22 protein-coding genes are annotated in these 25,754 nt (G+C 44.2%); 8 read left to right on the plus strand and 14 right to left on the minus strand.

From position 1 onward, the window contains the following. Positions 1-63 precede the first annotated feature (63 nt). Together AB6C75_RS06995 and AB6C75_RS07000 are read right to left on the minus strand one after the other, a co-directional pair. Positions 64-912, minus strand: a complete 849-nt coding sequence (locus tag AB6C75_RS06995) for a glucosaminidase domain-containing protein (RefSeq protein ID WP_372107459.1) — start codon at positions 910-912, stop codon at positions 64-66. Continuing rightward, on the minus strand, positions 905-1,753 hold the full coding sequence (locus AB6C75_RS07000) for a hypothetical protein (RefSeq protein ID WP_372107460.1): 849 nt from the start codon (positions 1,751-1,753) through the stop codon (positions 905-907). Before AB6C75_RS07000 ends, AB6C75_RS06995 begins: the two co-directional genes overlap by 8 nt. A gap of 329 nt (positions 1,754-2,082) precedes the next feature. Here AB6C75_RS07000 and potA point away from each other — a divergent pair, with 329 nt between their 5' ends. The 6 genes from potA (at position 2,083) to AB6C75_RS07030 (ending at position 8,215) form a co-directional block, all read left to right on the plus strand. Continuing rightward, positions 2,083-3,198 (plus strand): spermidine/putrescine ABC transporter ATP-binding protein PotA, encoded by a 1,116-nt coding sequence (potA, locus tag AB6C75_RS07005; RefSeq protein WP_372107461.1) that lies wholly within the window; start codon positions 2,083-2,085, stop codon positions 3,196-3,198. Beyond that, positions 3,182-4,039 (plus strand): spermidine/putrescine ABC transporter permease PotB, encoded by an 858-nt coding sequence (gene potB, locus AB6C75_RS07010; protein ID WP_012603924.1) that lies wholly within the window; start codon positions 3,182-3,184, stop codon positions 4,037-4,039. Before potA ends, potB begins: the two co-directional genes overlap by 17 nt. Continuing rightward, a complete protein-coding gene (gene potC / locus AB6C75_RS07015) occupies positions 4,039-4,809 on the plus strand; it encodes a spermidine/putrescine ABC transporter permease PotC (protein ID WP_004733706.1) in 771 nt (256 codons plus the stop codon). Before potB ends, potC begins: the two co-directional genes overlap by 1 nt. Positions 4,810-4,946: 137 nt before the next feature. After that, a complete protein-coding gene (locus tag AB6C75_RS07020; RefSeq protein WP_372107462.1) occupies positions 4,947-5,981 on the plus strand; it encodes an extracellular solute-binding protein in 1,035 nt (344 codons plus the stop codon). Between the two features lie 227 nt (positions 5,982-6,208). Next, the gene (locus tag AB6C75_RS07025; RefSeq protein WP_372107463.1) at positions 6,209-7,246 is read left to right on the plus strand and encodes an extracellular solute-binding protein; all 1,038 of its coding nucleotides are present in this window, start codon (positions 6,209-6,211) and stop codon (positions 7,244-7,246) included. 102 nt (positions 7,247-7,348) lie between these two features. Next, on the plus strand, positions 7,349-8,215 hold the full coding sequence (locus AB6C75_RS07030; RefSeq protein WP_017097858.1) for a GGDEF domain-containing protein: 867 nt from the start codon (positions 7,349-7,351) through the stop codon (positions 8,213-8,215). 116 nt (positions 8,216-8,331) lie between these two features. Here AB6C75_RS07030 and cobB read toward each other — a convergent pair whose 3' ends face one another. The 11 genes from cobB to AB6C75_RS07085 form a co-directional block, all read right to left on the minus strand. Next, complete coding sequence (gene cobB / locus AB6C75_RS07035; protein ID WP_017100630.1) at positions 8,332-9,066, minus strand: Sir2 family NAD+-dependent deacetylase; 735 nt, start codon at positions 9,064-9,066, stop codon at positions 8,332-8,334. Between the two features lie 204 nt (positions 9,067-9,270). Next, a complete protein-coding gene (locus tag AB6C75_RS07040) occupies positions 9,271-10,491 on the minus strand; it encodes an ammonium transporter (protein ID WP_372107464.1) in 1,221 nt (406 codons plus the stop codon). A 411-nt stretch (positions 10,492-10,902) separates the two neighbouring features. Next, a complete protein-coding gene (locus AB6C75_RS07045) occupies positions 10,903-11,319 on the minus strand; it encodes a hypothetical protein (RefSeq protein ID WP_009846728.1) in 417 nt (138 codons plus the stop codon). Next, positions 11,303-12,376 carry a formate dehydrogenase subunit gamma gene (locus AB6C75_RS07050; RefSeq protein WP_372107465.1) on the minus strand — a complete coding sequence of 358 codons (1,074 nt, stop codon included), beginning with the start codon at positions 12,374-12,376 and terminating at the stop codon, positions 11,303-11,305. The genes AB6C75_RS07045 and AB6C75_RS07050 overlap by 17 nt, the downstream gene beginning before the upstream one ends. 13 nt (positions 12,377-12,389) lie before the next feature. Then, positions 12,390-12,998, minus strand: coding sequence for a formate dehydrogenase FDH3 subunit beta (gene fdh3B, locus AB6C75_RS07055; protein ID WP_010440854.1), 609 nt, complete (start codon positions 12,996-12,998; stop codon positions 12,390-12,392). An 11-nt stretch (positions 12,999-13,009) separates the two neighbouring features. Then, the gene (locus tag AB6C75_RS07060) at positions 13,010-15,865 is read right to left on the minus strand and encodes a formate dehydrogenase subunit alpha (RefSeq protein ID WP_009846730.1); all 2,856 of its coding nucleotides are present in this window, start codon (positions 15,863-15,865) and stop codon (positions 13,010-13,012) included. Positions 15,866-15,875: 10 nt separating this feature from the next. Further along, on the minus strand, positions 15,876-16,076 hold the full coding sequence (locus AB6C75_RS07065; RefSeq protein ID WP_029222953.1) for a twin-arginine translocation signal domain-containing protein: 201 nt from the start codon (positions 16,074-16,076) through the stop codon (positions 15,876-15,878). Between the two features lie 76 nt (positions 16,077-16,152). After that, positions 16,153-16,821, minus strand: a complete 669-nt coding sequence (locus AB6C75_RS07070) for a molecular chaperone (RefSeq protein WP_372107466.1) — start codon at positions 16,819-16,821, stop codon at positions 16,153-16,155. 9 nt (positions 16,822-16,830) lie between these two features. Then, positions 16,831-18,492 (minus strand): 4Fe-4S dicluster domain-containing protein, encoded by a 1,662-nt coding sequence (locus AB6C75_RS07075; RefSeq protein WP_009846732.1) that lies wholly within the window; start codon positions 18,490-18,492, stop codon positions 16,831-16,833. 302 nt (positions 18,493-18,794) lie between these two features. Further along, entirely contained in the window at positions 18,795-19,481 is a 687-nt protein-coding gene (locus AB6C75_RS07080) for a DUF3306 domain-containing protein (RefSeq protein WP_372107467.1), read from the minus strand. After that, positions 19,471-19,935, minus strand: coding sequence for a DUF3305 domain-containing protein (locus AB6C75_RS07085; RefSeq protein ID WP_009846734.1), 465 nt, complete (start codon positions 19,933-19,935; stop codon positions 19,471-19,473). Before AB6C75_RS07085 ends, AB6C75_RS07080 begins: the two co-directional genes overlap by 11 nt. Before the next feature lie 372 nt (positions 19,936-20,307). Here AB6C75_RS07085 and fdhD point away from each other — a divergent pair, with 372 nt between their 5' ends. After that, the gene (gene fdhD, locus AB6C75_RS07090; protein WP_009846735.1) at positions 20,308-21,129 is read left to right on the plus strand and encodes a formate dehydrogenase accessory sulfurtransferase FdhD; all 822 of its coding nucleotides are present in this window, start codon (positions 20,308-20,310) and stop codon (positions 21,127-21,129) included. 243 nt (positions 21,130-21,372) lie between these two features. Here fdhD and AB6C75_RS07095 read toward each other — a convergent pair whose 3' ends face one another. Further along, positions 21,373-22,956, minus strand: a complete 1,584-nt coding sequence (locus AB6C75_RS07095; protein ID WP_009846736.1) for an ABC-F family ATPase — start codon at positions 22,954-22,956, stop codon at positions 21,373-21,375. A 451-nt stretch (positions 22,957-23,407) separates the two neighbouring features. On the opposite strand from AB6C75_RS07095, the gene AB6C75_RS07100 reads away from it, so the two are divergent. Further along, complete coding sequence (locus tag AB6C75_RS07100) at positions 23,408-25,753, plus strand: ATP-binding protein (RefSeq protein ID WP_372107468.1); 2,346 nt, start codon at positions 23,408-23,410, stop codon at positions 25,751-25,753. Position 25,754: the final 1 nt, after the last annotated feature.

A 25,754-nucleotide genomic window follows, 5' to 3' on the forward strand; every position in this document is an offset into this window, starting at 1 on the left:
TTTTGCGATATTGCTTGGTGTCAAATTGACTAAAGAAGTCAATCAAACGGATATCCAAATGAGTTACTTTTCCCAGTATACCTTGTTGTGACGGATCATAGCTTGTAAATCAGTCACATAGTCTGAACCTCGCTCAGAATATTTTAACAAGCCATTGGTCAATTCGGTCGCCGTTTCTTTGGTTAACAGATCATTACCATTTGCTGCCAGTTGCGCACGAATGGCTCTTAAATCTGCATAGGCACGGTTACGATTAAGGTTCATGAAGTAACGGTGTACGGATTCTTGGCTTGAAGAAAATGTTGCTACTTCATGCGAGCTGCCTTCGTTACGTTGTAGCGGAACAAGGCCACAACCTTTGCTGTAACACCAATGTCCGAAATAGTTGTTTGCTTTGGTGGCGAAACGTGATGTCCCCCAAGCTGATTCATTAGCAGCCTGTGTCAGTACCAGCGCCTCTGGCAGTACGTTGACTCGGTTAAGCATTTCCGCCAACCATGTCAGCTCTATACCTGTGCTAGGTACCGGTAAGCTGTACAACTTCCCTAACCTTTTCGCATAAGAAATGTCTTCAGAATCAATATTACTTAAACCAGATTCAGAGAGCTTAGTTAAAAACGCACGCTCTTTGGTGATACGTTTGTTTTCAATCTTGATGCTTGGGCGTAGGAACGAGAAAAACGCGTCTTTTTTCTCGTTTACATCCTTAATAGCCGCAAAATTTGGTGCGCTTGAAGCAACAGTCAAGTCATCAAATTGGTCTGCTGAATTAGAGCTCTGTTCTGTCGTACGTCGGCGTTCTTCTTCTTGGTAAAGGTATGGGCCAATCAGTGAGATAGAACCCACGATTGCTAGTGTTGTTACTTTGAGCGCAAGAGATTTACTCGCGCTGCCTTTGTCGTTATTACGCATCGAAGACCTGCGGGTTTTTGTTCTTGTTACCATGGCTACTGTTGTTGCCGTTATTGTTACCGTCATCGCTATCGTCATCGCTCATTGGGCGGTCTGATGCAATTATCTTCAGCTTGATGCCAAACATCTCACGGTAAACGATACCTTTCACGTGGAAGAAGAATGGAAGAACGAAGATCAAGCCAATGCCGTACATCATCGCAGCAACGATGAACATCAGCATAACCATTAGGTATATAGACGCGACTACGAAGATCTTCTTATTTACTGCTCTTAGAGAAAGTAACAGCGATTGCATCGGTGGAACTTTTTTATCACAAATCAGCAGAATTGAGTTGCTGAACGCAAGTGAGAAGTAGATAGACAGAAATGGCAGAATCATACCAGCGATGCCTTGAAGCATTAGGCTGAACAAAGTCACTAGAATAACGGGGATCGTAAACTGTAAACCTTTGCCTATGTGGCGCACTTTAGTTTGAAGACCTGCAGCGTGGCTCATTGCCATTAAACAGATGCCGGCATAGATAGGTGCACTGACGACTTCATAGCTAAAATTCGCAATGAAAATCGATTCAACGATCTGGGGTGTAAAGGCCTCAGGGTCGATTACCGCATCTAAGATCACTGCTGGGTCACCAAGTTGCAGTTTTAGTGCGATATAAAAGATAGCCAATTGTACGAACATCAGCGCAACAATCGCAGGGGAAAACGAAAGAAAGTGACTTATCGTATGTTTCCAAGCCTCTTGGAATACAGCCGTTGCTTTGAGCTCATAATCGCCGGAAAGTGCACGGTCGATACTACCGCCCAAATTAAAATCTTTTTCGATGTCGTTGTTCATATTGATACCTAGGTGCGCCAACTAAACGAAGGCACCTAACTTATTGATAAAAAATTACCTTCATTATACCCATATGTCGGATGCAAACTAAAATATGAATCTGTAACAAGGCTTGCTTTTACGTCTTAATGGTTAATAATTAGACACTTGTTAGGATGTGAACCCAACAAATAACAGTATGGTAAAGGATGTTTACTTTTACCTGCGAATTTTTTTGTCTTCGAAAGATAAAAAATGCTTTGAATTCACGTTTTTGGTGATTATGATGCGCGCCTTAGAGGTGTATAGCAACAGGTCTCAAATAGAACCAAGGTGGAGAAAAACAGACGTTGAACGCTAAAAAATCAGTAGGGAAGCCAGTAGTACAGCTAACTGGCATCAGTAAAAGTTTCGATGGTAAGGAAGTCATCGGCAATCTGGATTTAAACGTAAATCATGGTGAGTTTCTCACGATTTTAGGCCCATCAGGTTGTGGTAAAACAACCGTGCTAAGAATGATTGCGGGTTTTGAAACGGCGGATAGTGGTGAAATACTATTAGCTGGACAGAACGTAACCCAAGTTCCTGCTGAACAAAGGCATGTAAACACTGTTTTCCAAAGCTATGCCCTATTCCCGCATATGACCGTTTTCGATAATGTGGCATTTGGCTTACGCATGCAGAAAGTTCCAAGCAGCGAGATTGAACCTCGTGTAATGGATGCTTTGAAAATGGTGCGCTTAGAGCAAATGGCACAACGTAAGCCACACCAGCTATCTGGCGGCCAACAGCAACGTATCGCAATCGCTCGTGCTGTCGTTAATAAGCCTAAAGTTCTCTTGTTGGATGAATCTCTATCTGCTCTGGATTACAAACTACGTAAACAGATGCAAATCGAGCTCAAACAACTGCAACGCCAACTTGGTATTACGTTCATTTTTGTAACGCATGACCAAGAAGAAGCACTCTCTATGTCCGACCGTATCATTGTTATGCGTGATGGCGTGATTGAACAAGACGGAACACCAAGAGAGATCTACGAAGAGCCTAAGAACCTATTTGTAGCGCGTTTCATTGGTGAAATTAACGTATTCGAAGCGACAGCTAAATCTCGTCAAGATGAAAAGCGCATTGTTGCGACAATCGAAGGTGAAGAGTCCATTATCTATCACGATAAAGACGTAAAACCGGGTCAAAAACTGCAAGTATTGCTTCGCCCTGAAGATCTTCGTATCGAAGAAATCAAAGAGTCTGAGCAACGCGGTATTGTTGGCCACATTGTCGAGCGAACCTATAAAGGCATGACATTAGATTCAGTCGTAGAACTTGAGTCAGGTATGCGTGTCATGGTTAGCGAATTCTTCAACGAAGATGACCCTGATGTTGATCACTCACTGGGCCAAAAAGTTGCAGTAACTTGGGTTGAGAGCTGGGAAGTGGTATTAGAAGATGAGCAAGAAGTTTAATTTACAAAACGCAATTGTTGCTTTAATCACAGGTTGGTTAGTGCTGTTCGTGATGATTCCAAACATCATGATCATCGGTACTAGCTTCTTAACTCGTGACGAAGCTAACTTGATTGAGATGACCTTTACTCTCGATAACTATGTGCGTTTGGCTGATCCGCTGTATTTTAAAGTGCTGATGCACTCTTTCTATATGGCAATCGTTGCTACCCTGCTTTGTTTAATCATTGGTTACCCGTTCGCCTATATCGTGGCAAAAATGCCAGCGAAGTGGCGTCCAATCATGTTGTTCCTCGTGATTGTACCATTTTGGACTAACTCATTGATTCGTACTTACGGATTAAAAGTGGTTTTGGGTACTCAGGGGGTTCTGAACAAAGGTTTGTTAGCGTTAGATATTATCGACAAGCCGCTACGCATCATGTACTCAGAAACCGCAGTAATGATTGGTTTGGTGTATATCCTACTTCCATTCATGATTCTGCCGCTGTATTCAGCGATTGAAAAACTGGACGATACGTACCTAGAAGCGGCTAAAGATTTAGGTGCGAACAAACTGCAAACGCTATTGAAAGTCGTGTTACCACTGACTATGCCAGGTATTGTCGGCGGTTGTTTATTGGTGTTATTACCTGCATTAGGTATGTTCTACATCTCTGACCTATTAGGCGGAGCAAAGAACCTGCTGATTGGTAACGTGATTAAGAGCCAAGTACTCAATGCTCGGGACTGGCCGTTTGGCGCTGCGACGAGTATTGCACTGACCGTGGCAATGGCTGTGATGCTTTATGCCTACTACCGTGCAGGCAAGTTATTGAATAAGAAAGTGGAGCTAGACTAATGGGTCGCACAGTTAAGTTCAGCTTTATGGCGCTGGTATACGCTTTTCTATACCTACCTATTATCGTATTGATTGCAAACTCATTTAATGCCAATAAATTCGGCATGAAATGGGGGGGCTTTACCACCAAGTGGTATGACGCGCTGATTAACAACGACAGCCTAATGCAGGCTGCGTGGCATTCGATCAACGTAGCGGTGTTCTCAGCGACTGCCGCAACGATTGTCGGAAGCCTGACTGCCGTTGCCCTATTCCGTTACCAATTTAAAGGTAAAGGTATCGTCAATGGCATGTTGTTCATCGTGATGATGTCACCAGATATCGTAATGGCGATTTCGCTTCTTGCGCTATTCTTGGTTATGGGTGTGCAACTTGGGTTCTTTACCCTACTTGCAGCGCACATTACTTTCTGTTTACCGTTCGTTGTTGTCACGGTCTACAGCCGCTTGAATGGCTTTGATGTGAAGATGCTAGAAGCCGCAAAAGACTTAGGTGCAAGTGAATGGACGATTCTAAAACAGATCATTCTGCCTCTTGCTAAGCCAGCGGTTGCTGCGGGTTGGTTATTGAGCTTCACTCTGTCTTTGGACGACGTGATCATCAGCTCTTTCGTAACAGGTCCAACTTACGAAATCTTGCCCCTGAAGATTTACTCGATGGTTAAAGTCGGTATATCTCCAGAGGTCAACGCCTTAGCAACAGTGATGTTAGTGGTGTCGTTAATACTGGTGATTATTTCTCAGTTGTTAGCGAGAGAGAAAATCAAGTAAGTCTCCTACTCTTTACTGAGACGGACTTGATAAGATTCAAGTTTAACAAAAGTGTTATTCATAAACAGAATGGTAAATTGCCATTCTGTTTTTCTATCTACTGCCTTTAGGCAACGTTTAGTTTGGAGCTAACGTCAATGAAAAAATGGGCTACTCTATTAGCTGGTAGTGCATGTGCGCTTTCAATGTTATCTGCACCATCATTTGCAAAAGATAACAAAGAATTGGTATTCATGAACTGGGGACCTTACATCAATAGTGGGATTCTAGAACAGTTCACTGATGAAACTGGAATCAAGGTTATCTACTCAACTTACGAGTCGAATGAAACCTTGTACGCAAAGCTAAAAACACACAACAAAGGCTACGACCTAGTTGTGCCGTCGACTTACTTCGTTTCTAAGATGCGTGACGAAGGTATGCTACAAAAAATCGACAAAACTAAGCTGTACAACTTCAAGAACCTAGATACTAACTACTTAGATAAGCCGTACGACCCAAGCAACGACTACTCTATTCCACACGTAGTTGCGATTACAGGTCTTGCTGTTAACACTGAAATATACGATCCGGAAGACTTCCAAAGCTGGGCTGATCTATGGAAGCCAGAGCTTGAAGGCCAACTGATGATGATGGACGACACGCGTGAAGTGTTCCACATCGCACTGCGTAAGTTAGGTTACTCTGGTAACACAACCAACGAGAAAGAGATCGACGAAGCTTACGCTGAACTACAAAAGCTAATGCCGAACGTTCTAGTATTTAACTCAGATAACCCTGGTGCGCCATACATGTCTGGTGAAGTGGGTCTTGGTATGCTTTGGAATGGTTCTGCTGCTGCTGCGCAAAACGAAGGTCTACCAATCAAACTGGTTTTCCCTAAAGAAGGCGGTATCGGTTGGGTTGATAACTTTGCGATTAGCTCTGGTGCGGTAAACGTAGATGCAGCTCATAAGATGATCGACTTCCTACTTCGCCCAGAAATTGCAGAGCAAATCTCTCGTGACACAGGCTACCTAACGGCAGTTAAAGCGTCTAACGAGAAGTTTAAAGACAGCCCTGCGCTGTTCCCATCTCAAGAAGACCTTGATCGTGTGGAATGGCAAGCTGCGGTTGGTGATAAGACGGTGAAGTACGAAGATTACTTCATGAAACTTAAAGCAGGTCAGTAAGCGAGTTTGTTATCTAATTGCTCCGGTCAAAAGAGGCTAATAAGTAACTGGTTTACTTAACAAGCCTAGTTAGGTAATCAACAAACTAAAAATAAGAATATCAATGAATAGGCAGCTTAGGCTGCCTATTTTGTTATATCACTGCTATAATTTAGCGCGATTTTTAGAAATCCATTTACTTTGGGTTCAATACCCAGCTCCAAATCAAACAAATGAACGGAACAGTAATGAAAAAAACACTGTATACCGGCGCATTGTGTGCTGCTACTTTACTTTCTACACCCTCTTTCGCAGCTGACCAAGAACTGTATTTTTACAACTGGTCTGAATATATTCCAAATGAAGTACTAGAAGACTTCACCGAAGAGACTGGCATTAAAGTCTATTACTCAACTTATGAGTCTAACGAAAGCATGTACGCTAAGTTAAAAACTCAAGGTACGGGTTACGACTTGGTCGTTCCTTCTACTTACTTCGTTTCTAAGATGCGTAAAGAAGGCATGCTTCAAGAGCTTGATAAAACTAAGCTAAGCCACTTTGCAGATTTGGATCCAAATTATTTAGATAAGCCATTTGACCCAAACAACAACTACTCGATCCCATACATCTGGGGCGCAACGGGTATTGGTATCAACTCAGATATGCTAGACAAGTCTTCAGTTAAAAACTGGGGCGATCTGTGGGATACACAGTGGGAAGGTCAACTGATGATGATGGATGACTCTCGTGAAGTTTTCCATATCGCACTGTCTAAACTGGGTTACTCCCCAAACACGACTAATCCTGAAGAAATCAAAGAAGCGTACGAAGAACTTCGTAAGCTGATGCCAAACGTATTGGTATTTAACTCAGATTTCCCTGCGAACCCTTACCTAGCGGGTGAAGTGTCTCTTGGTATGCTTTGGAATGGCTCTGCTTACATGGCACGTCAAGAAGGCGCAACGATTGACATTATCTGGCCAGAGAAAGGCGCTATCTTCTGGATGGACAGCCTAGCGATTCCAGCAGGTGCTAAGAACACTGAAGCGGCACATAAGATGATCGACTTCCTACTTCGCCCAGAGAACGCTGCGAAAATTGCTCTAGAGATCGGTTACCCAACACCCGTTAAAACTGCTTACCCTCTTCTTCCGAAAGAATTTTCTGAAGATAAGAACGTTTTCCCGACACAATCAGTGATGGATAATGGTGTTTGGCAAGACGAAGTTGGCGAAGCGAGCGTTATTTATGACGAGTACTTTCAAAAACTTAAAGTAGACAACTAATTTGTTAGCAAAAATTTAATTGTTGCTAGTAAGTTAAATAAAGCGGCGTAAGCCGCTTTATTTTTATTCAGAATTTATATAGGATTGAGCAAACAATACGAAGTGCGATTACATATGCAAGCAAACCCTATCCTGTTAGTTGTGACTTTTATGCTGTTAGCATCACTGTTGATGCTTGGCTTGAGTTCATTTATTCATATTGATTCAAACTATGATTTGTTTTTCGAAACAAATACCCTCGTGATCACTATGTACATCTATTATGTTGCGCGTCATTCAATTCGTCCCCACAAAGTTCTTCGCTACGGCGCTCTATTACTCATTTTTAACCTATTTTATGACGTATCAACCGAGCTTAAACATCTTGATGAGTGGGCTGACCAAAATGAACTAATAGATACCTTCTTGGAAGACGGGTTGCTACAAATCGCATTTCTATTGATCGCTTACGGCATTACAGAATTAACTGGAAAAATCAAAGACCAAGGTAAACGCGACGAGCTTACTGGTTTGTATAATCGCAAGAAGTTTGACGCGATCAAACTTGCAGAGTTTGAGCTCATTTACTTCGACTTAGATGGACTAAAAGAGGCAAACGACCTTAAAGGCCACAAAGTTGGAGATTTAATGATTGTTCGTTTCTCTCAGGCTCTGAGGCAAACGGCTTTGGAAGATGAAATGGTGTTTAGAGTGGGTGGTGATGAGTTTGTTGCAACGGCTCAACTCGGTCGTGGTGGTGAGTTTGTCAGCCAAGTCAATAACTTACTGCATGGTGAGAACATCAGTTTTTCTTACGGTATCGAAGTGACCAGCCGAGATAATTTTAAACAGGCATTGGTTGAATCCGATAAGGCGATGTACGAAATGAAAAAAGCTCAACGACCTGTTCAAAATTCTTGGTGCACGTCTTGTCCTAATCTAGAGACAAATTGCCTGAATATAGAAACAACAAGGCAAACCGATGACTAGAGCCTCATCTGAATAAATGTCAGTTTGCCACTGATAAATGATAAATGATAACTGTTGCTGATAACGAGCTCTCAAGTTCCAACCTTAAGCGGGTCAATCAATTTATTGGCACAAGGTCAGGCCGTTAGAGACCCCTTCTCTGACAGCAATAGCTCACCGACTAGCTTAGGTACCTCGATACTCGCCTTACCGTAACGTTTCTCTTCAAATTCACTCTCTACCGCACTGGGTTCGAGGTTTATCTCGATCGTATGTGCTCCATGCATTTTAGCATCATGTACAAAACCTGCGGCTGGATAAACCACACCTGACGTGCCGATCGAGATGAACAAATCAGCTTCTTCTAACGCTGAATAAATGTCGCCCATCCTCAATGGCATTTCGCCAAACCACACAATATGAGGGCGCATTTGAGCTGGTATCTGGCAACAATGGCACAATTCACCAGTATGAATGTCGTCTTTGTGCTCTAGAACTTGGTTTGACTCGCTACAACGTGCCTTAAGAAGCTCACCGTGCATGTGGATAATGTTGTTGCTACCGCCTCTCTCGTGCAGGTTGTCGATGTTCTGAGTGATGATAGTTACTTTGCCATCGAGCTTATCTTCAAGCTCTCCTAGCGCCTTGTGGGCTGAATTTGGAAAGATATTTTCACTCTGTAATCCATGACGACGCTTGTTGTAAAACGCTTGTACAAGGTCAGGATCTTTTGCAAAACCTTCAGGTGTCGCAACATCCTCGATTTTATGGTTTTCCCATAATCCGTCTTGTGCTCGGAATGTTTGTATCCCCGACTCTGCAGAGATACCGGCGCCAGTAAGAATTACGATATTTCGATATGGGAAATGCATATAACGTCCTTTTCAATATGTCACTTGGTAACAGCTTAGCACTGTTCAAATTCCAACAATAGTTTTAGGGATTAGACCATAGTCTTAGCCAACTGAATTCATTGGCTATTTGTGACATAACTCGCTTGATCTCTGCTATTCAGAAATGAAATAGGCACAAAAAAAGCGGCCGAAGCCGCTTGATGTTTATCTATTGAACCGTGATCAGTCTTCGTTGATTGATGAGATCTTATGGATAGAAAGATCCGCGCCATTAAACTCATCTTCTTCACTTAACCTTAGGCCAGTTACTTTGCTCAACACACCGTAGACAACCAATGCACCGATTAAAGCTACCGTAATGCCCGCTAGTGTACCTACCATCTGAGCAGTAAAGCTTACGCCCCCTAGCCCCCAGAATGCTTGCTGACCGAAGATACCCGCTGCAATGCCACCCCATGCACCACATACACCGTGCAGAGGCCACACACCTAGCACATCATCTATCTGTGTTTTGTTTTGCATGTAAGTAAACAAGTAAACGAACAATGCGCCAGCTACGCCGCCTGTTACCAGTGCGCCGAGTGGGTGCATTAAATCTGAGCCTGCGCAAATAGCGACGAGACCAGCTAAAGGACCATTGTGGATGAAGCCTGGGTCATTTTTACCTGCAATCAGAGCCGCAAGAATACCGCCAACCATTGCCATGAGTGAGTTCATTGCCACGAGACCGCTGATACCATTGATAGCTTGAGCTGACATCACGTTAAAGCCAAACCAACCCACACATAAGATCCAAGAACCTAGTGCTAAGAATGGGATGTTTGATGGTGCGAAGTTAGTGTGTTTGCCGGCGCGGACACGGCCTTTGCGCATGCCAAGGAAGTAAACCGCGACCAATGCAATCCAGCCGCCAACACCATGAACAACAACAGAGCCCGCGAAGTCATGGAAGCCATAACCGAATTGCGCCTCAAGCCAATCTTGGAAACCAAAATTACCGTTCCAGATGATGCCTTCAAAGAATGGATAAACAAAGCCTACGGTGAACAGTGTTGCGATGAGTATTGGATAGAAACGTGCACGTTCTGCAATACCACCGGATACAATCGCAGGGATTGCTGCGGCAAAGGTCATTAGGAAGAAAAACTTAACTAGCTCGTATCCATTCCCTTGCGATAGCGTTTCTGCGTCGGCAAAAAAGTGCGCGCCGTAAGCGACCCAATAACCGATAAAGAAGTAAGCAATGGCGGAGACTCCAAAGTCCGAGAGGATCTTAACCAACGCATTAACTTGGTTCTTCTTTCTAACTGTACCTACTTCCAAAAATGCAAAGCCTGCGTGCATTAAGAAGACCATGATGGCGCCTAATAATAAAAACAGAGTATCCGAACTCTGCGTCAAGCTCTGTACTGTGCTATGAACTTGGTTAACCGTTTGACTCATTAAAGCTCTCTCCCTTAGCTTTGTCTCAATTGCACTAGAACCGTGCGAATTGATGTCGTAATTAATTAAAGACTCAACAGTAAACGCAAGATGCGTTCCAACTTGGTTACGCAAAAAACGTGCAACAGAGTTTGGTTTTAAGTTATTGATTCTTTGTGGTTAATTTCTTAGGTGCACTTTATTGGTTCTCAGAGAGAGAAAACATTCGATAACTGATTGCACCAATTGTGGGAATTGCACCATATTGATGCGGTCAATATAAGGCATTAGATCAGTTACCTAGCGCCCAAACGACAAAAAGCCCAGTGAAATGAATCACAGGGCTTTTAAGGTCTTTCGCTGATTACAGTTAACTCATCGCAAAGGAGCTATTATCGAGTTTGGTAACCCGAACGGCTTACATATAAACGCTTAAAGGTTTGGACCTGTTGTCGGGTTTTGCGGTAGGTTTTGACTTAAACGCTGCATGCCTTGATACATACGAATAAACCACACCACAATCGCCACACCACCAAATACCATGCCCACATATGGAATGTAGTAAGCGATGTCATCGATAATATGGTTTTGATACCAGTAATCGTTCACACCGATCAACACGCCGTTAGAGGTCGCTACCGTAACGATAAGCACAACAAAAAACGTCAGGTTCAAGAAGAACGAGCGAATCAAGCCGTAGTAATGGGTATCCACTACTTCGCCGTCTTCGCCTTTATCTAAACGATAGCCCGCGTAGATAATGGCAATCACACCAGAGAGAAGACAAGTAAATGGTGTAAAGCAGCTTAGGATGTAAGCAACCCAAATACCCTTATGAGGTTTGTTCATTCTTATTCACCCCTTCCATTTTCTCTGTTGCTACGTTAGCGCTTTGTTCAACGCCGTTTTTCTCTTGTTCCATAACTTCTTTGTACCAAAGGTCATGGTGTTCTTTAGCCCAGGTTTCATCGACTTCGCCTGTTACCATACCTTCTAGTGCGCCTTCCATACCGAACAAGCCAATATAGATGTGGAACACAAAACCACAGATAAGGATCAGAGCAGCAAGCATGTGAACTAAGTTCGAAAGCTCCATATCACGTCGTGTTTGGCCAAAGATTGGGAAATCTAACACCAAGCCACTGATCGCTGCGACACTACCCATAATGATAAGCAGCCAAAATAGCGCTTTTTCACCCGCGTTCGAAAACTCTGCCGATGGATGAGAACCTTTGTGTTTCCCTACCATGCCGCCTAGTTTGATGAACCACTGAATATCGACCATTTTGAAGATCGACTTGCGCCACCACTTGATAAGAACAGCCATCAATAGCACATAGAAAATCGGGCCGATGTAGTTGTGGTATTGCTTCGCCAATAGAACGATAAAGCCCCAAAGGTCAGTTGGAATATACGGCTTCAAAAAGTGCTTGCCGTAAACCAACATCAAACCACTGAACGCGAGCGTTAAGAAAGTAAACGCCATGCTCCAGTGCAACGCACGATCCAGTCGAGACCAACGCTTGATCTTACGGCCAGTTCTTGGCGCACTCAGCATTAATGGGCCAATCACAACGTACATTAGAGTAACGAAAGCAATACTGCCAAAGATAGCGACGGCACCGGCTGGCGACATCCACTTCTCTTTCAATATGTACCACGTTTGCCCGGGCGTACTGATTAACACACCGTGCTCAGCAGATTGAGATGTGGTGTAACCTTCCTCACCGTTTCTTACTTGTCGCCAAAAATCAGCGCCAGCAAGTTGTGTGATTTCTCTTTCAGCAGAGCTCGATTGAGTTTGTGATGAGTTCGTCTCAGATGCATGACTCAAAGGAGACAGCATTGCTAGTGCTGCCAACATCGGCAGCACAACAAGGAAGAGACGCTTAAACATTGTAAGCATATGTCTCTCCTAACTAGCTCTTCATCGCATCGTAAGAAAGGTCGTTGCCGTCTGTCCAACCAGCACCTTTCGCTCCGCGTTCTACAACACGCTGACGGAAGATATCAGAGACTTGCTCAGCATCACCTGCAAGCAGCGCTTTTGTTGAACAAAGCGAAGCACACATTGGTAGCTTGCCTTCAGCAATACGGTTCGCACCGTACTTCTGACGCTCTTCCACAGAACCAGGTTCTGTTTCAGGGCCGCCAGCACAGAAGGTACATTTGTCCATTTTACCGCGCTCACCAAAGGCTTCCTGTTTAGGGAATTGAGGTGCGCCAAACGGACAAGCAAACAAGCAGTAACCACAACCGATACACAGATCTTTATTGTGAAGTACGATGCCGTCTTCTGTATGTTCAAAACAGTCTGCTGGGCAAACTGCCATACAAGGGGCATCAGTACAGTGCATACATGCGACTGAGATAGAGTTTTCACCCGGTTCACCATCGTTCAGTGTCACAACGCGGCGACGTTGAATACCCCATTCCAGAGCATCATCATTTTCGTTCTTACATGCAGTGACACAACCGTTACATTCGATACAACGTTTGGTGTCACAAAGAAATTTCATTCTAGCCATTTTAAGACTCCTTACGCTTTACGAATATTACAAAGGGTTACTTTCGTTTCCTGCATCAACGTGACAGGGTCGTAACCATATGTGGTTGCTGTATTGGCAGCTTCGCCAATAACGTAAGGATCAGAGCCTTCTGGGTATTTAGAACGTAAGTCTTCACCTTCAAACTTACCACCGAAGTGGAACGGCAAGAACGCTAAACCCGGTTTAACACGACGAGTAACCATCGCTTTCACCTTGATGCGGCCTTTCTCAGCACCTTCAACCCAAACATCATCGCCATCTTTGAAGCCAATGTCGTTTGCGTCTTTCGGGTTCACTTCAACAAACATCTCTTGTTGAAGTTCAGCTAGCCATGGGTTTGAACGTGTTTCTTCACCACCACCTTCGTACTCAACCAGACGACCAGAAGTCAGAATGATTGGGTATTCAGCAGACTTGTCTTGGTCTTGAATTGATTTGTACAACGTAGGAACACGGAAGATTGCTTCCTTGTCATCCCATGTTGGGTAGTCTGCAACAAGATCACGACGTGGCGTGTAAAGTGGTTCACGGTGCAGTGGTACGCGGTCTGGGAATGTCCAAACAATCGCACGCGCTTTCGCATTACCAAACGGGATACAACCGTGTTTGATAGCCACACGCTGGATACCACCAGAAACGTCAGTCTTCCAGTTCTTACCTTCCGCTGAAGCTTTCTCTTCTGCGGTTAGATCGTCCCACCAACCCAGTTGTTTCAGCAGTTTGTCACTGAATTCTGGGTAACCGTCTTTGATTTCGCTGCCTTTTGAGTAGCTGTCTTCAGCCAATAGACTTTGACCTTCAAATTCGACACCGAAACGAGTACGGAAGTTACCGCCGCCCTCAGCAACAGGTTTAGACGTATCGTAAAGGATATGCGTACCTGGGTGTTTCATCTCTGGGTTGCCCCAGCATGGCCAAGGAAGACCGTAAGTCTCGCCATTCGCTGGGCCGCCTTCTGCAGCAAGCGTTGTTTTGTGGAACGTGTGCCAGTTTTGTTGGTGTTCTTTCAAACGTTCTGGGCTTTGACCTGTATAGCCGATCGTCCACATACCTTTGTTGAATTCACGTGTGATGTCTTCAATCAATGGTTGGTTGTTCTCAACACGGATGTTTTTGAACAGCTGATCAGAGAAACCAAGCTTCTTAGAAAGAAGGTACATGATTTCGTGGTCAGGCTTAGATTCGAACAGAGGATCAACCACCTTGTCACGCCACTGTAGAGAACGGTTTGATGCCGTTACGCTGCCGTAGGTTTCAAATTGAGTGGTTGCTGGAAGCAAGTAAACGCCATCTGTGCGATCGTTCATCACTGCTGCAACTGTTGGATATGGGTCAACGATAACCATCATATCCAGCTTCTGCATCGCCTTCTTCATCTCTGGACCACGAGTCTGAGAGTTCACCGCGTGACCCCAGTAGAACATGGCACGGATGTTTTCGCGCTGACGGATCTTGTCTTTGTCTTCAAGTACGCCATCAACCCAACGAGATACAGGAATACCTGCACTGTTCATTGGTTTTTGACCGCCGTATGCGTTGTCGTCGAAACGTCCTTTCACCCAGTCAAAGTCGATGTCCCAAACTTTAGACCAGTGGCGCCAAGAACCTTCAGACAAGCCGTAGTAACCTGGAAGTGTGTCAGACAGTACGCCAAGGTCAGTTGCGCCTTGTACATTATCGTGACCACGGAAGATGTTTGCACCGCCGCCTGATTTACCGATGTTACCTAGCGCAAGCTCAAGTACACAGTAAGCTCGTGTGTTGTTGTTACCCGTCGTGTGTTGAGTACCACCCATACACCAAACGATACAACCTGGACGGTTCTCAGAAAGAAGTTTTGCTGTGTGGTAAACGTCTTCTTCGCTTACGCCTGTCACGCGTTCAACTTCTGCTGGGCTCCACTTCGCGACTTCTTCACGGATCTCGTCCATGCCAAATACACGTTGGCGGATGAATTCTTTGTCTTCCCACTTATTAGCAAAGACATGCCATAGCACACCCCAGATAAACGCAACGTCTGAACCCGGGCGTAGAGAAACATAGTGGTCAGATTTCGCAGCAGTACGCGTACGACGAGGATCCGCTACAACGATCTTACAGTTGTTCTTCTCTTTCGCGATTAGGATGTGCTGCATTGCTACTGGGTGAGCTTCTGCAGGGTTTGAACCAATGAACAGCATCGATTTACAGTTGTGCATGTCATTGAACGAGTTTGTCATCGCACCGTAACCCCAAGTGTTTGCAACACCGGCTACTGTGGTTGAGTGACAAATGCGCGCTTGGTGGTCAACGTTGTTCGTGCCCCAAAGCGACGCCATTTTACGGAATGCGTAAGCTTGCTCGTTACTGTGTTTTGCACTACCTAGGAAGTAAACTGAATCAGGGCCAGATTCCTTACGAAGTTCTAGCGCCTTGTTACCGATCTCTTCAATCGCTTGTTCCCAAGAAAGCTTCTTCCACTTACCGCCTTCCAATTTCATTGGGTACTTAAGACGACGTTCACCGTGGCCATGCTCACGCAGTGCTGCACCTTTCGCACAGTGTCCACCAGCATTAAATGGGTGATCGAATGCAGGTTCTTGACCTGTCCATACGCCATTTTGAACTTCAGCGTAGATACCACAACCCACAGAACAGTGAGAACAGATAGTACGTTTCACTTCTGTTTTCGCTTCTGGATCGACAGATTTAGCCTGTGCTTTCTTCATCATGCCCGGTGCGAATAGACTTGCGCCTACTACTGCGCCACCAGCAGCCAATGAAGTATTTTTCATGAAGGCACGTCTAGACACGCCTAGCTGATTGGTTTCTTTGCTCACACTATCGGAGCGTTTGACAAGTTTCATCCGTTATCTCCTAAAGTGTGTCGTAGTAATCGCGAATATGTTGCGTTTCACGATAGCCCGTCTTCTTCACATCTTCTTTCGGCATTTCAACCGTTTCTGAAGCAGTTGCCACTTTCGTTGTACCAGCGACAACGGCACCAGCAACGGCTGCAGTCGTTAAACCTTTGAGTAAGTCTCTACGGCTTGTATCTATTTCTTTGTTATCTTTCATCATTGCTTCCTTACCTTGCGGTAGATCTTTTTGGAGGCTTCATGCCCCTCTATCGATATAATCGCGTACTGCTCGATTACTCGTAATCAGTGACGTTTTTCACATCAATCTTTAATTTGTGTTTACTGCTTTTTGTATTCACGCTGAAACGAACCTGCTCCAACGTTAAGAATGCTTCACATAGCTGTGCTGCTGATTTGTAGAAGTTCGTACTTTCTGCACTTTCAAGCTGACGCGTAAAAGAGTTAAACCAAGGACCAAGGTGCTTATTGAAAACGGCTTGTTGAAGCGCTTCTTCTTCGCCGGTTAGCATCGCCATTACTTCACACAATGCAGCAATATGATCTTCTGGTTCTTTCACTTGATCATCACGTTCAATGCCTAAAAGTTCTAGGTCATGACGAATCTCTGCTAATGGTTTTTCCATCATGGCGCCAGTTCTATGCCAAGAGCCAAATGGAACAATCTCTCCGCGGCCAATGCCAATGAAAAGATTCTGATACTCATCTTCTAGTGCTTCGCGGTTTGATTCGGTTGCGGCTTGTTGAATCGCAATCCAAGCCTTTTGCATCGCACTCTCAGACGCTTCAATGTCTAGCGTCTTGAGAAAGTTGATCACCTCTTCAGAAGGTGCGCTACGAAACAATGCAGAAAGAACCAGATAGATTTCAGTTCTTAGTGTCTGTTCTTGCTTTAATTCTTTTACGAGCTCAGGCTCTTGTGCCTGATCCAAATTAGTATCCAAGGCCAACTCCTAGTATTTCAATTGTTTCAATGGGTCTTGAGCCATTGAATCGAACATGTCCACCACACGACAGTCTTCACACATCGCAATACGATTAATCGCAGTTTCATCTGAAAAATGAGAGTGACCGCGTAACTTGTTCTGTAACATGTCAATCATAGACTGCGGTGCGAATGGTTTATGACAACGTAAACATTCCGCTGCTTTCTCTTCATGAATCACAACAGCCTTCTGACGTTCTTCTTTCACCCAATTCATACGAGGAGTCAGAGTAAGAACATTCTCAGGACATGCCTTTTCACACAGACCACATTGAATACAGTCTTGCTCTACAAACTTAAGTGATGGAGAGGCACCATCGGTATGCAGCGCACGTGTTGGACACACAGCCACACAGCTCATACACAAAGTACAATCTTTGCTTTCACACGAAACCGTGCCGTATGGCGCATTCGAAGGGAGCTCAACAATGTTTTCAACAGGAATACGAGATGAAGACATCGCGTCAAGTGCTGTGAATAGGCGTTGGCGTTTATTGCCTTGAAGATCGCCAAGTGCAAGATCGAACGAATCAACACACAGTGTTGGAGGCCCTTCACGTAGAGATTCTAAATACAGGATATCGATGGTTTCTTTTGGAACACCGATTTGGTCGAGCAACTCTTGAGCAATCCCGACTTCGTTATTCAGAACACGAATGATGGTTTCTGGCATAAAACGAGAAGCAGCAAACAGAACTTGAGTTGCGCCATTCACTAGCGCTGCAAACCAAGTATCAATACCAATAGAAGGCAGCTCTTCAACTACGATTGGAATCACGTTATCTGGCAATGCTTTTAACGCCATCACATTGTAGGTCTCATGACGAGAGCTACAGATAAGTACGATTGGATCCAGACCGCCCGCATGTTCATAGTTGGCTAGCGTACGTTCAATGAACTTTTGCGTATCGTCAGGATTTGGAAGCGCATAGGTAATCGCTTCTGTAGGACAGCTTGTTGCACAAGTCCCAACGCCCTGGCATAGGTAAGGGTTAATCTCGATCTTGTGACCTGTCTTATCTGAGCCTTCACTTGATAGTGCGCCAGCAGGACAAGCATCAACACAACGCTCACAGCCTTTTACGCCACGAGAACTGTGTGCACAAAGGTCAGTGTCTAGACGGAAGAACTTAGGCTTATCGAACGTGCCCATTAGCGTTGGAATCTCTTCCAGTGCTTCAGCCAGTTTTGGATAACCGCGCCCTACTGGGTAATACCCAGGAACAGGTACTTCTTCAGTCATGCAACTATTCAGACAAAGGTCTAAAACCACATCGAAACAATCGTGATTAATAGCCACTTTTGCCAAGTTGCTTGATGTGCCTTTACTCTCAATCACGACTTCAAACGTGCCGAGGAAACCCGATACTTGAACCGAATTCGCGAAGTACAGTTCTGGGTTTGTGCCCTTTTCGCCGTCTGTTGACAACAAGGTTAAGCTCGTTAATTGAGGTAATTGCGCCGCAGCACTTTCAATGATCGCAGTTGGACCAATAACAAGTGTATTACCGCCGCTTTCGTAGCTAACAGTAGGTGGAATCAGATTTGTTAACTCTACTGTATTTTCAAATGCATACAGTCTTGCTTTAGCGTTATTTGAAGTTGCTTGTTCTAATAATTGTTTAAGCATTGCTCAGTTCCATCTATGGACATGGATAATCTGTTCAACCTTCATTGTAGTAAGCGATAGAGAACTTGCTGAGTAATCCGTTAACAACTAACTCTTTAGCTAGTGTGCCATTCGTTAGACCCTGAACTCGTCTATCTACAAAAAAGTTGATAATGAACGTTATTTAGCAAATGCCATGCCAATTTAATAATTCTTATATATCAGTGCTTTAATGCTTTGTGGCGTTTATTGTACGTATAAAAAAACCGCTTGGGACATTTTGTCGCAAGCGGTTCATTGAGTGTTTAGTCAAAATGTACCTATTATTTGTGTGGTATATTTTGTCCCATCTCTGTCAGGTCAGCTTCGTCTGACATTGTAGCGTCATTATCTAACGCTGTGTTTTTATACAGTCCTTTTTCTTCCCCCGCAATTTCGTCACTTTCACTGAATTCTGACTCGGTCTCTTCGGCTTCATTAATAGAGTCATCAACCTCATCAATCAAAGTTTCTTCTTCATTATCAGCGGCTTGTTCAGGTTCGTTTACTGTGTCTTCTTCTGTCTTGTCTTTTACCCAATCGCGAAGAGTTTCTGCAACTCCTTCAGACAGAGACTTCAAATTGCTGTAATCGTCGTCGTAATCATCTAAACCATCACGAACGTTGAACTCTTCTGAGAGGAATAGTTTACGCAATGCGGCTTTTTTTACGCTTTCTGAAGCTTCTGATACCAATAATTGAGCAACAGACAAGTCTTCAGTGGCTTCTGGTGCGGGATCTTGAACGTCAGCAACATGAACGTCTTCATTGGTTTCTGAAGCTTCACTTTCTAAAGACTGAGGCGCTGCTGCTTCCATTTCAAACGAAAGATCAGCAGGCGAAATCTCAGAAGTTGAAGAATCAGAGGGAGTGAGTGCTGGTACTTCCAATGTTTGCTCTACTTCCAAAGGTTCGTCAGTGGATTCATCAAGCTTTCGTTGAGACCAACGGCTAAAGAAGTTAGTTGCCATTTGATCTTCCCGCGCCTTTGCGTTTCTTACGTCTTGTTTCTAATAACTCGCCATGACGACCGATGAACGCTTCCATCCAAGCCTGTACGGGCAAAGGAATGTCGTAGGAAAGTACTTGGTTGTCACCGTCCATGTATTGCCCTGCAACGGTTTGTGAGGCAGTAAGTAACTGAATGACGGGCTTAACATCAGAATCGACATTATCCATTACTAAGAAAAGCTTAGGTTGCTGAGAGCTTAGGTTGAATCGATAGTCTGTACGTTCATCTTTATGTAATTGAAGTAAACAAACGTCTGGGGCGTCATCTTCTGGTGACAATTCAAACCCCTTCAATTCCCATTGAGTGGTTACCCAGATACCTGTTTTGATCTCTTTCTCTATTCTTTGGACACCTATTGGCCAAGCTGCTTCTGTTTTTTCATATTGTTCTTTGAATTCTTTTATCTCAGACATACTTCACCCAATTGATTTTCTTTGGCCTGAATGTGCTTAGGACATTTTGTACTTAGCTCAATCCTATAAGCGCTATAAAGCAATAAACACGCCAATACACGTTAACTTTTACCATCTTACATGATGACTTTCGTTATTGAGTCGTATCTATAACGGTAGTCGATACACGTAAATTCAGACAACTCCACTCGGTGAACTCTCATATTTTGCGCTATTTTAATCTAATGCTTCATGTTTCCATCAATCCCCGTTATTTTGGAATAAGATTTGCTTTAAGTATGAGTTAAAGAATCGATGAACAAGATCGGCGTTAGACCCTCTTGTTAACTTCTTATCTCTTAAAATCGCTATCTCATTAAGTAGGACGTGACTGTGGTAAAACCAAACATAATAAAAACTAGTGAAAACCCACTTCAAACAATCGAAGTTGAAGTGTTTGATGAATATGGTGAGAAGCTAACCAAACAGATCGCTTGCGAACGCCCTCTTACCGTCATGTTGAACTGGAAAGAGATCGTAACCCTGATGACGCTCGGCTCACGCCCTGAATCCTTAGTCTTGGGGTATTTGAAGAACCAAAGCTTCCTTTCTGACCCTGAAGCGGTTGAATCTATCATCATCGATTGGGAAACCAGCTCTGCAGCGGTCATTACCAATGAAGATACGAGCCAGCTTGAGCAAGCGCTTAAGAAGAAGACGGTGACCTCTGGCTGTGGTCAGGGCACCATGTTTGGTAACGTGATGAAGCAGTTGGAAGATTACCAAGTGCCTCAGACCAAGATTAAGCAATCTGAAATTTACACCGCTCTAGAAGCACTGACTCATTACAACGACACCTACAAGAAAGCTGGCGCGGTACATGGTTGCGCAGTTTGCAAAGACGACAAGGTTCTATCGTTTGTTGAAGATGTTGGCCGTCACAATGCGGTAGATACGTTGGCTGGTGAGATGTGGCTTAACAAAGAGTCTGGTGAAGATAAGATTTTTTACACTACTGGCCGCCTGACTTCTGAAATGGTCATCAAAGTGGCGCAGATGGGTATTCCTGTTCTGTTATCACGTTCAGGCGTAACGCAAATGGGTTTAGATTTGGCTCAGCAATTTGGTATCACAACCATTGCTCGCGCTAAAGGCCTGCGTTTCCAAGTGTTCACTGGCGCAGAGAAGATTGAATTTGATGTGAAAGGTGAATAATCAGCAGTCGGAAAAAAGCGTAGGTTCGATTGGAGATTCACTAACCGCTTCTAATTGTAAAGTTCTGATGTAAAGAGTTAGTGACCCTTCAAGGATAGATACATAGAAACTTAGCTAGATACAAGATACAAAAACGCCGTCATGCTTTTCAGTATGACGGCGTTTTTAATTTTTAATTTTCGGTTTATAGCTTATGCCTTAGTTTCCAACGCATTGAGTTGAAAACTAAGGCTAACTTAAAGCTTAGCCGCGTGCTTTCAAGAACTCAGCGTAAGTACCGCGGAAATCGTTGATCTTGCCATCTTTGATTTCAAGGATACGAGTTGCAAGCGAGTCTACGAACACACGGTCGTGAGATACGAAGAACAATGTGCCTTTGTAGTTCTCAAGAGCCAAGTTAAGCGCTTCGATAGATTCCATATCCATGTGGTTCGTTGGTTCATCCATAAGCAGGATGTTTGGCTTGTGCATCATGATCTTACCAAGAAGCATACGACCTTGTTCACCACCAGAGATAACCTTTACAGATTTCTTAATGTCGTCTTGACCAAACAACATACGACCTAGAAAACCACGAACAACCTGCTCGTCTTCGCCTTCTTGGCGCCATTGGCTCATCCAATCAAACAAGTTCATGTCTGTTTCGAAATCGTGTGCGTGATCTTGAGCGTAGTAACCGATGTTTGAGTTTTCAGACCACTTGTACTCACCAGTACGTGGCTCAAGAGCGCCAGCTAGTGTGTTAAGTAGCGTTGTTTTACCCACACCGTTCTCACCGATGATAGCAACACGCTCACCTACTTCGAAAATACCGTCGAACTTGTTGTATAGGTCTTCTTCAAAACCTTGAGATAGGTTTTCAACCACAAGTGCGTTACGGAATAGCTCTTTAGACTGTTCAAAACGGATGAATGGGTTTTGACGGCTAGATGCTTTAACTTCGTCTAGTTGAATCTTATCGATCTGCTTAGCACGAGACGTTGCTTGCTTCGCTTTAGATGCGTTAGCAGAGAAACGAGATACGAACGTTTGAAGTTCAGCAATTTGTGCTTTCTTCTTAGCGTTGTCAGACAGTAGACGCTCACGAGCTTGTGTCGCAGCTGTCATGTACTCATCGTAGTTACCAGGGAATAGACGAAGTTCGCCGTAATCAAGGTCAGCCATGTGTGTACAAACAGAGTTTAGGAAGTGACGGTCGTGCGAAATGATGATCATTGTGCAGTTACGTTGGTTTAGCGTATCTTCCAACCACTTGATGGTGTCCATGTCCAGGTTGTTCGTTGGTTCGTCAAGAAGCATGATATGCGGGTCTGCAAACAGTACTTGAGACAATAGAACACGAAGTTTCCAACCTGGTGCTACTTCGCTCATTAGACCGAAGTGCATAGATTCTTCAATACCTACCGCAAGAAGAAGCTCACCCGCTTTCGCTTCTGCCATGTAACCGTCCATTTCAGCGAACTGAACTTCAAGATCAGCTACCTTCATGCCGTCTTCTTCGCTCATTTCAGGCAAAGAGTAAATGCGGTCACGCTCTTGCTTAATAGCCCAAAGCTCTTTGTGACCCATGATAACCGTGTCGATTACCGTGAATTCTTCGTAAGCAAATTGGTCTTGGTTTAGTTTAGCTACGCGCTCGTTTGGATCATAGCTTACGTTACCAGCACTTGGCTCAAGTTCACCAGATAGGATCTTCATGAACGTCGATTTACCACAGCCATTCGCGCCGATTAAACCGTAGCGGTTGCCTTCGCCGAACTTAACTGAAATATTTTCGAAAAGTGGCTTAGCGCCGAATTGTTGGGTGATATTTGCTGTGGAGATCAATGCCGTTACCTTTTTAATGTGAAAAACGCCGCAACGTTACTTGTTCGGGGCTTTAACTGCAAGTCTTGATTGCAATTACCCGCTATTAAGTGAGTGATAACCCAACCAAATCATAGTTTGAGCTGACTCACACTTTTGATTTTCTATTTATCGACGAAAAGCCGCTGATTTTCAGGGAAAACAAAATATCAAACGGCGCCCTAAAATGGGAGAGATATAACGTCCCAAATCATGCCGACCATTGGATATATCGTATGCTGATTAGTTACAGTAAAACCAACCCGATCAAAGCAGGCACAGACATAGCCAAGACTAGCCTAATCCCTGACAATTTCATGACAAAATCGATCGAAACAGGAATAAAGTACTCGCCCCCGATACGGGGTTGGATTTCACAAAGTAAGATTATCTAACTATAGTAATCCTAACCTCATAATTCTAAGAGACTTTTATGCGTTCACTATCGCGCTTCTTACTCCTCACTTTAGCCATTCTCTCATGGCCTAGTCATGCCAACTTGGAATATGACTTACAATCTCAGCCGCAGGTATCCGATTCTGCTGTTGACCTCGATGCTCGAATTGATTCGTTACCCGATCCCCTCTTTATGGAGTCGTCGGACCGACGCCAAGTCAATATCTTGTTAGCTGAAGTTCTGCGAGTTCAAAAGCAGGAAATCAAAATCTTCGAGCAACAGATAAAAGCTTATAGAGATAACAACGACGTCATTCAATGGTTTGAGGTTCAAACCAGTTACGTCACTTTGAATAGCTTAAACGTCAGTAAACAACATCTTCTAGAACAGACGAACTCTGCGAACAAAGAGCGCTTAACCGGTTTTGGCCCTTATGGTGTTACCCAGTTTAAGCAAGAATGGGAATTAACTAAGCTCAATATTGAGTATCTTGCATACTTCCAAATCCGAAGCTTCAAGGCGTTAGTTAACGATATCTTTATTTCGCCCGTGCCTGTGATTGGTGCGTCGTTAAAAGTGTTGTTCATCTATTTCGGTTTAGTGTGGTGGCTTGCTAACAGCACTCGCTTAATTGAGTTGTTTCGAATTAACTTTCTTGAAGCGAAAACGACCCCTCCTTTTCTGATTCGTGTCATTTGGTACATCAGCCGCGCTGAAAGTGCGATTGCTTGGCTAATTGCCATCACATTGTCATTGAGAGTGCTTTCTAGTATCCCTAGTCTGCAACATTTGATTTTCCTGGAGATCTTCACGTGGTGGATTCTAGGTGGTTCGATTGCCATCAGCTTTATTTTGGAATTTGCCTACCGTTTGGGTCGTACATCCAATCAAGAAGTGATCGCGCTGCGCCTATCGACTATCCGCCGTTACGTGTGGAGCTTCATCGTGGCGGGTGTGATTCTGCAAATATCAAGTATTACGCTAGGCAAAGGCACGATTTATAGTTGGATATATAGTGCTCTGTTTTTCTGGTTTGTATTGGTTACGGTTTCAGTACTCCGATTATGGAGAGCGAAGGTCTTCGATACACTTCAACACATCTCTGATCGTCCGGTTTGGGTGAATTGGGCAGTAAACCGTAAGGATACGTTGTTACTTAATATATTGGCGACAGCCATTGGTATCGTGTGGCTGAGCGTTTACAACTTCCAACACCGAATTATGGCCCTTCTGTCTAACTACACGCTGTTTAGCCAAGCTTTGGCGTATCTCTTTAGAATCGAAGTGGCTAAGCAGTCAGATCTCGATAAGAATCAGCAAAACTTGGTTCGAATCAAAGGCGATCAAACCTATGAATACATTCTGCCAGGTAATATAGACAGCACGTTAATTGACTATGCCGGTGACGAGGTTAAGCAACTGTCTCGCTACTTGATGTCAGACAGCCCGGCTATCTGTATTGTTTCAGGTGAGCGTGGTGTGGGCGCGACAACGCTGCTTTATACCTTGCTGCACAAAGTATCTAACGCTGAGCCCGTATATGTAAGCTGCCCTTACGCGGGTTACCAAGAGCTCTTAGCGCATTTAGCCGTGAGCATTGGCTTGGAAGAAGAAGCAACTGAAATTCAAATATTAGCGCACCTTCGTAAGAGCAATACCACTTACCTTATCGCGATAGATAACGCTCAACGACTGGTGAAACCAATGGTTGGCGGTCTGTCTGATTTGATTCGTTTGACCAACCTTCTGCGTCGTTCTAAAAAGAACCACCGTGTCGTGATATCGATCGCCAAATCAAGTTGGCGATTTGTGGATAGAGCGCGTGGTGAGCGTCTGCTGTTTGATTTGGTGTGCTTCCTTCCGCGTTGGACAGAGAAACAAGTGGGTGAACTTCTAAATAGCCGTATCAATACGGAGCTTGAGAAGCCGCTGTCTTTTGATGGCTTAGTGGTCCCTAAGCAATGGGACCAAGATGATATGAGTGAAGAAGAACGTGCACGCCAAGGTTTCTATCGAATTTTGTGGCACTACTCTGATGGCAACCCTACCGTTGCGCTGCGTTTCTTCCGACTCTCTTTGAACCGAAATAAAGAGACCGATCAAGCGGTAGTACGTTTATTCCATGTCCCTGAAGCGCAGGAACTAGAGAATATGCCGAAACCTATGTTGGCTGTACTTCGTTCTATCGTGCAACTGGAAATCGCTTCGCCGGAAGTGTTGTCTGAATGTACACAGCTGAGCACGGCAGAGATAACGGGGATTCTGCGTTACTTTGAAAGCCGTGGTTATATTGGTTGGCATGAAGAAAAGGCTCGAATTTCCGAGCACTGGTTCCGCCACATTACTAACGTTCTTGATCGTCAACATCTACTGGTGAAGTAAA

The organism is Vibrio sp. 10N.237.312.B06 (assembly GCF_041464685.1).
Classification (GTDB): Bacteria; Pseudomonadota; Gammaproteobacteria; order Enterobacterales; family Vibrionaceae; genus Vibrio; species Vibrio tasmaniensis_A.

What these genes read in the sequence shown, in the direction of transcription:
- AB6C75_RS06995 (WP_372107459.1), bottom strand. Translation starts at nt 912, where the DNA reads ATGCGTAATAACGACAAAGGCAGCGCGAGTAAATCTCTTGCGCTCAAA.
- AB6C75_RS07000 (WP_372107460.1), bottom strand. Translation starts at nt 1,753, where the DNA reads ATGAACAACGACATCGAAAAAGATTTTAATTTGGGCGGTAGTATCGAC.
- potB (WP_012603924.1), top strand. Translation starts at nt 3,182, where the DNA reads ATGAGCAAGAAGTTTAATTTACAAAACGCAATTGTTGCTTTAATCACA.
- potC (WP_004733706.1), top strand. Translation starts at nt 4,039, where the DNA reads ATGGGTCGCACAGTTAAGTTCAGCTTTATGGCGCTGGTATACGCTTTT.
- AB6C75_RS07020 (WP_372107462.1), top strand. Translation starts at nt 4,947, where the DNA reads ATGAAAAAATGGGCTACTCTATTAGCTGGTAGTGCATGTGCGCTTTCA.
- AB6C75_RS07025 (WP_372107463.1), top strand. Translation starts at nt 6,209, where the DNA reads ATGAAAAAAACACTGTATACCGGCGCATTGTGTGCTGCTACTTTACTT.
- cobB (WP_017100630.1), bottom strand. Translation starts at nt 9,066, where the DNA reads ATGCATTTCCCATATCGAAATATCGTAATTCTTACTGGCGCCGGTATC.
- AB6C75_RS07040 (WP_372107464.1), bottom strand. Translation starts at nt 10,491, where the DNA reads ATGAGTCAAACGGTTAACCAAGTTCATAGCACAGTACAGAGCTTGACG.
- AB6C75_RS07045 (WP_009846728.1), bottom strand. Translation starts at nt 11,319, where the DNA reads ATGAACAAACCTCATAAGGGTATTTGGGTTGCTTACATCCTAAGCTGC.
- AB6C75_RS07050 (WP_372107465.1), bottom strand. Translation starts at nt 12,376, where the DNA reads ATGCTTACAATGTTTAAGCGTCTCTTCCTTGTTGTGCTGCCGATGTTG.
- fdh3B (WP_010440854.1), bottom strand. Translation starts at nt 12,998, where the DNA reads ATGGCTAGAATGAAATTTCTTTGTGACACCAAACGTTGTATCGAATGT.
- AB6C75_RS07060 (WP_009846730.1), bottom strand. Translation starts at nt 15,865, where the DNA reads ATGAAACTTGTCAAACGCTCCGATAGTGTGAGCAAAGAAACCAATCAG.
- AB6C75_RS07065 (WP_029222953.1), bottom strand. Translation starts at nt 16,076, where the DNA reads ATGAAAGATAACAAAGAAATAGATACAAGCCGTAGAGACTTACTCAAA.
- AB6C75_RS07075 (WP_009846732.1), bottom strand. Translation starts at nt 18,492, where the DNA reads ATGCTTAAACAATTATTAGAACAAGCAACTTCAAATAACGCTAAAGCA.
- AB6C75_RS07080 (WP_372107467.1), bottom strand. Translation starts at nt 19,481, where the DNA reads ATGGCAACTAACTTCTTTAGCCGTTGGTCTCAACGAAAGCTTGATGAA.
- AB6C75_RS07085 (WP_009846734.1), bottom strand. Translation starts at nt 19,935, where the DNA reads ATGTCTGAGATAAAAGAATTCAAAGAACAATATGAAAAAACAGAAGCA.
- AB6C75_RS07100 (WP_372107468.1), top strand. Translation starts at nt 23,408, where the DNA reads ATGCGTTCACTATCGCGCTTCTTACTCCTCACTTTAGCCATTCTCTCA.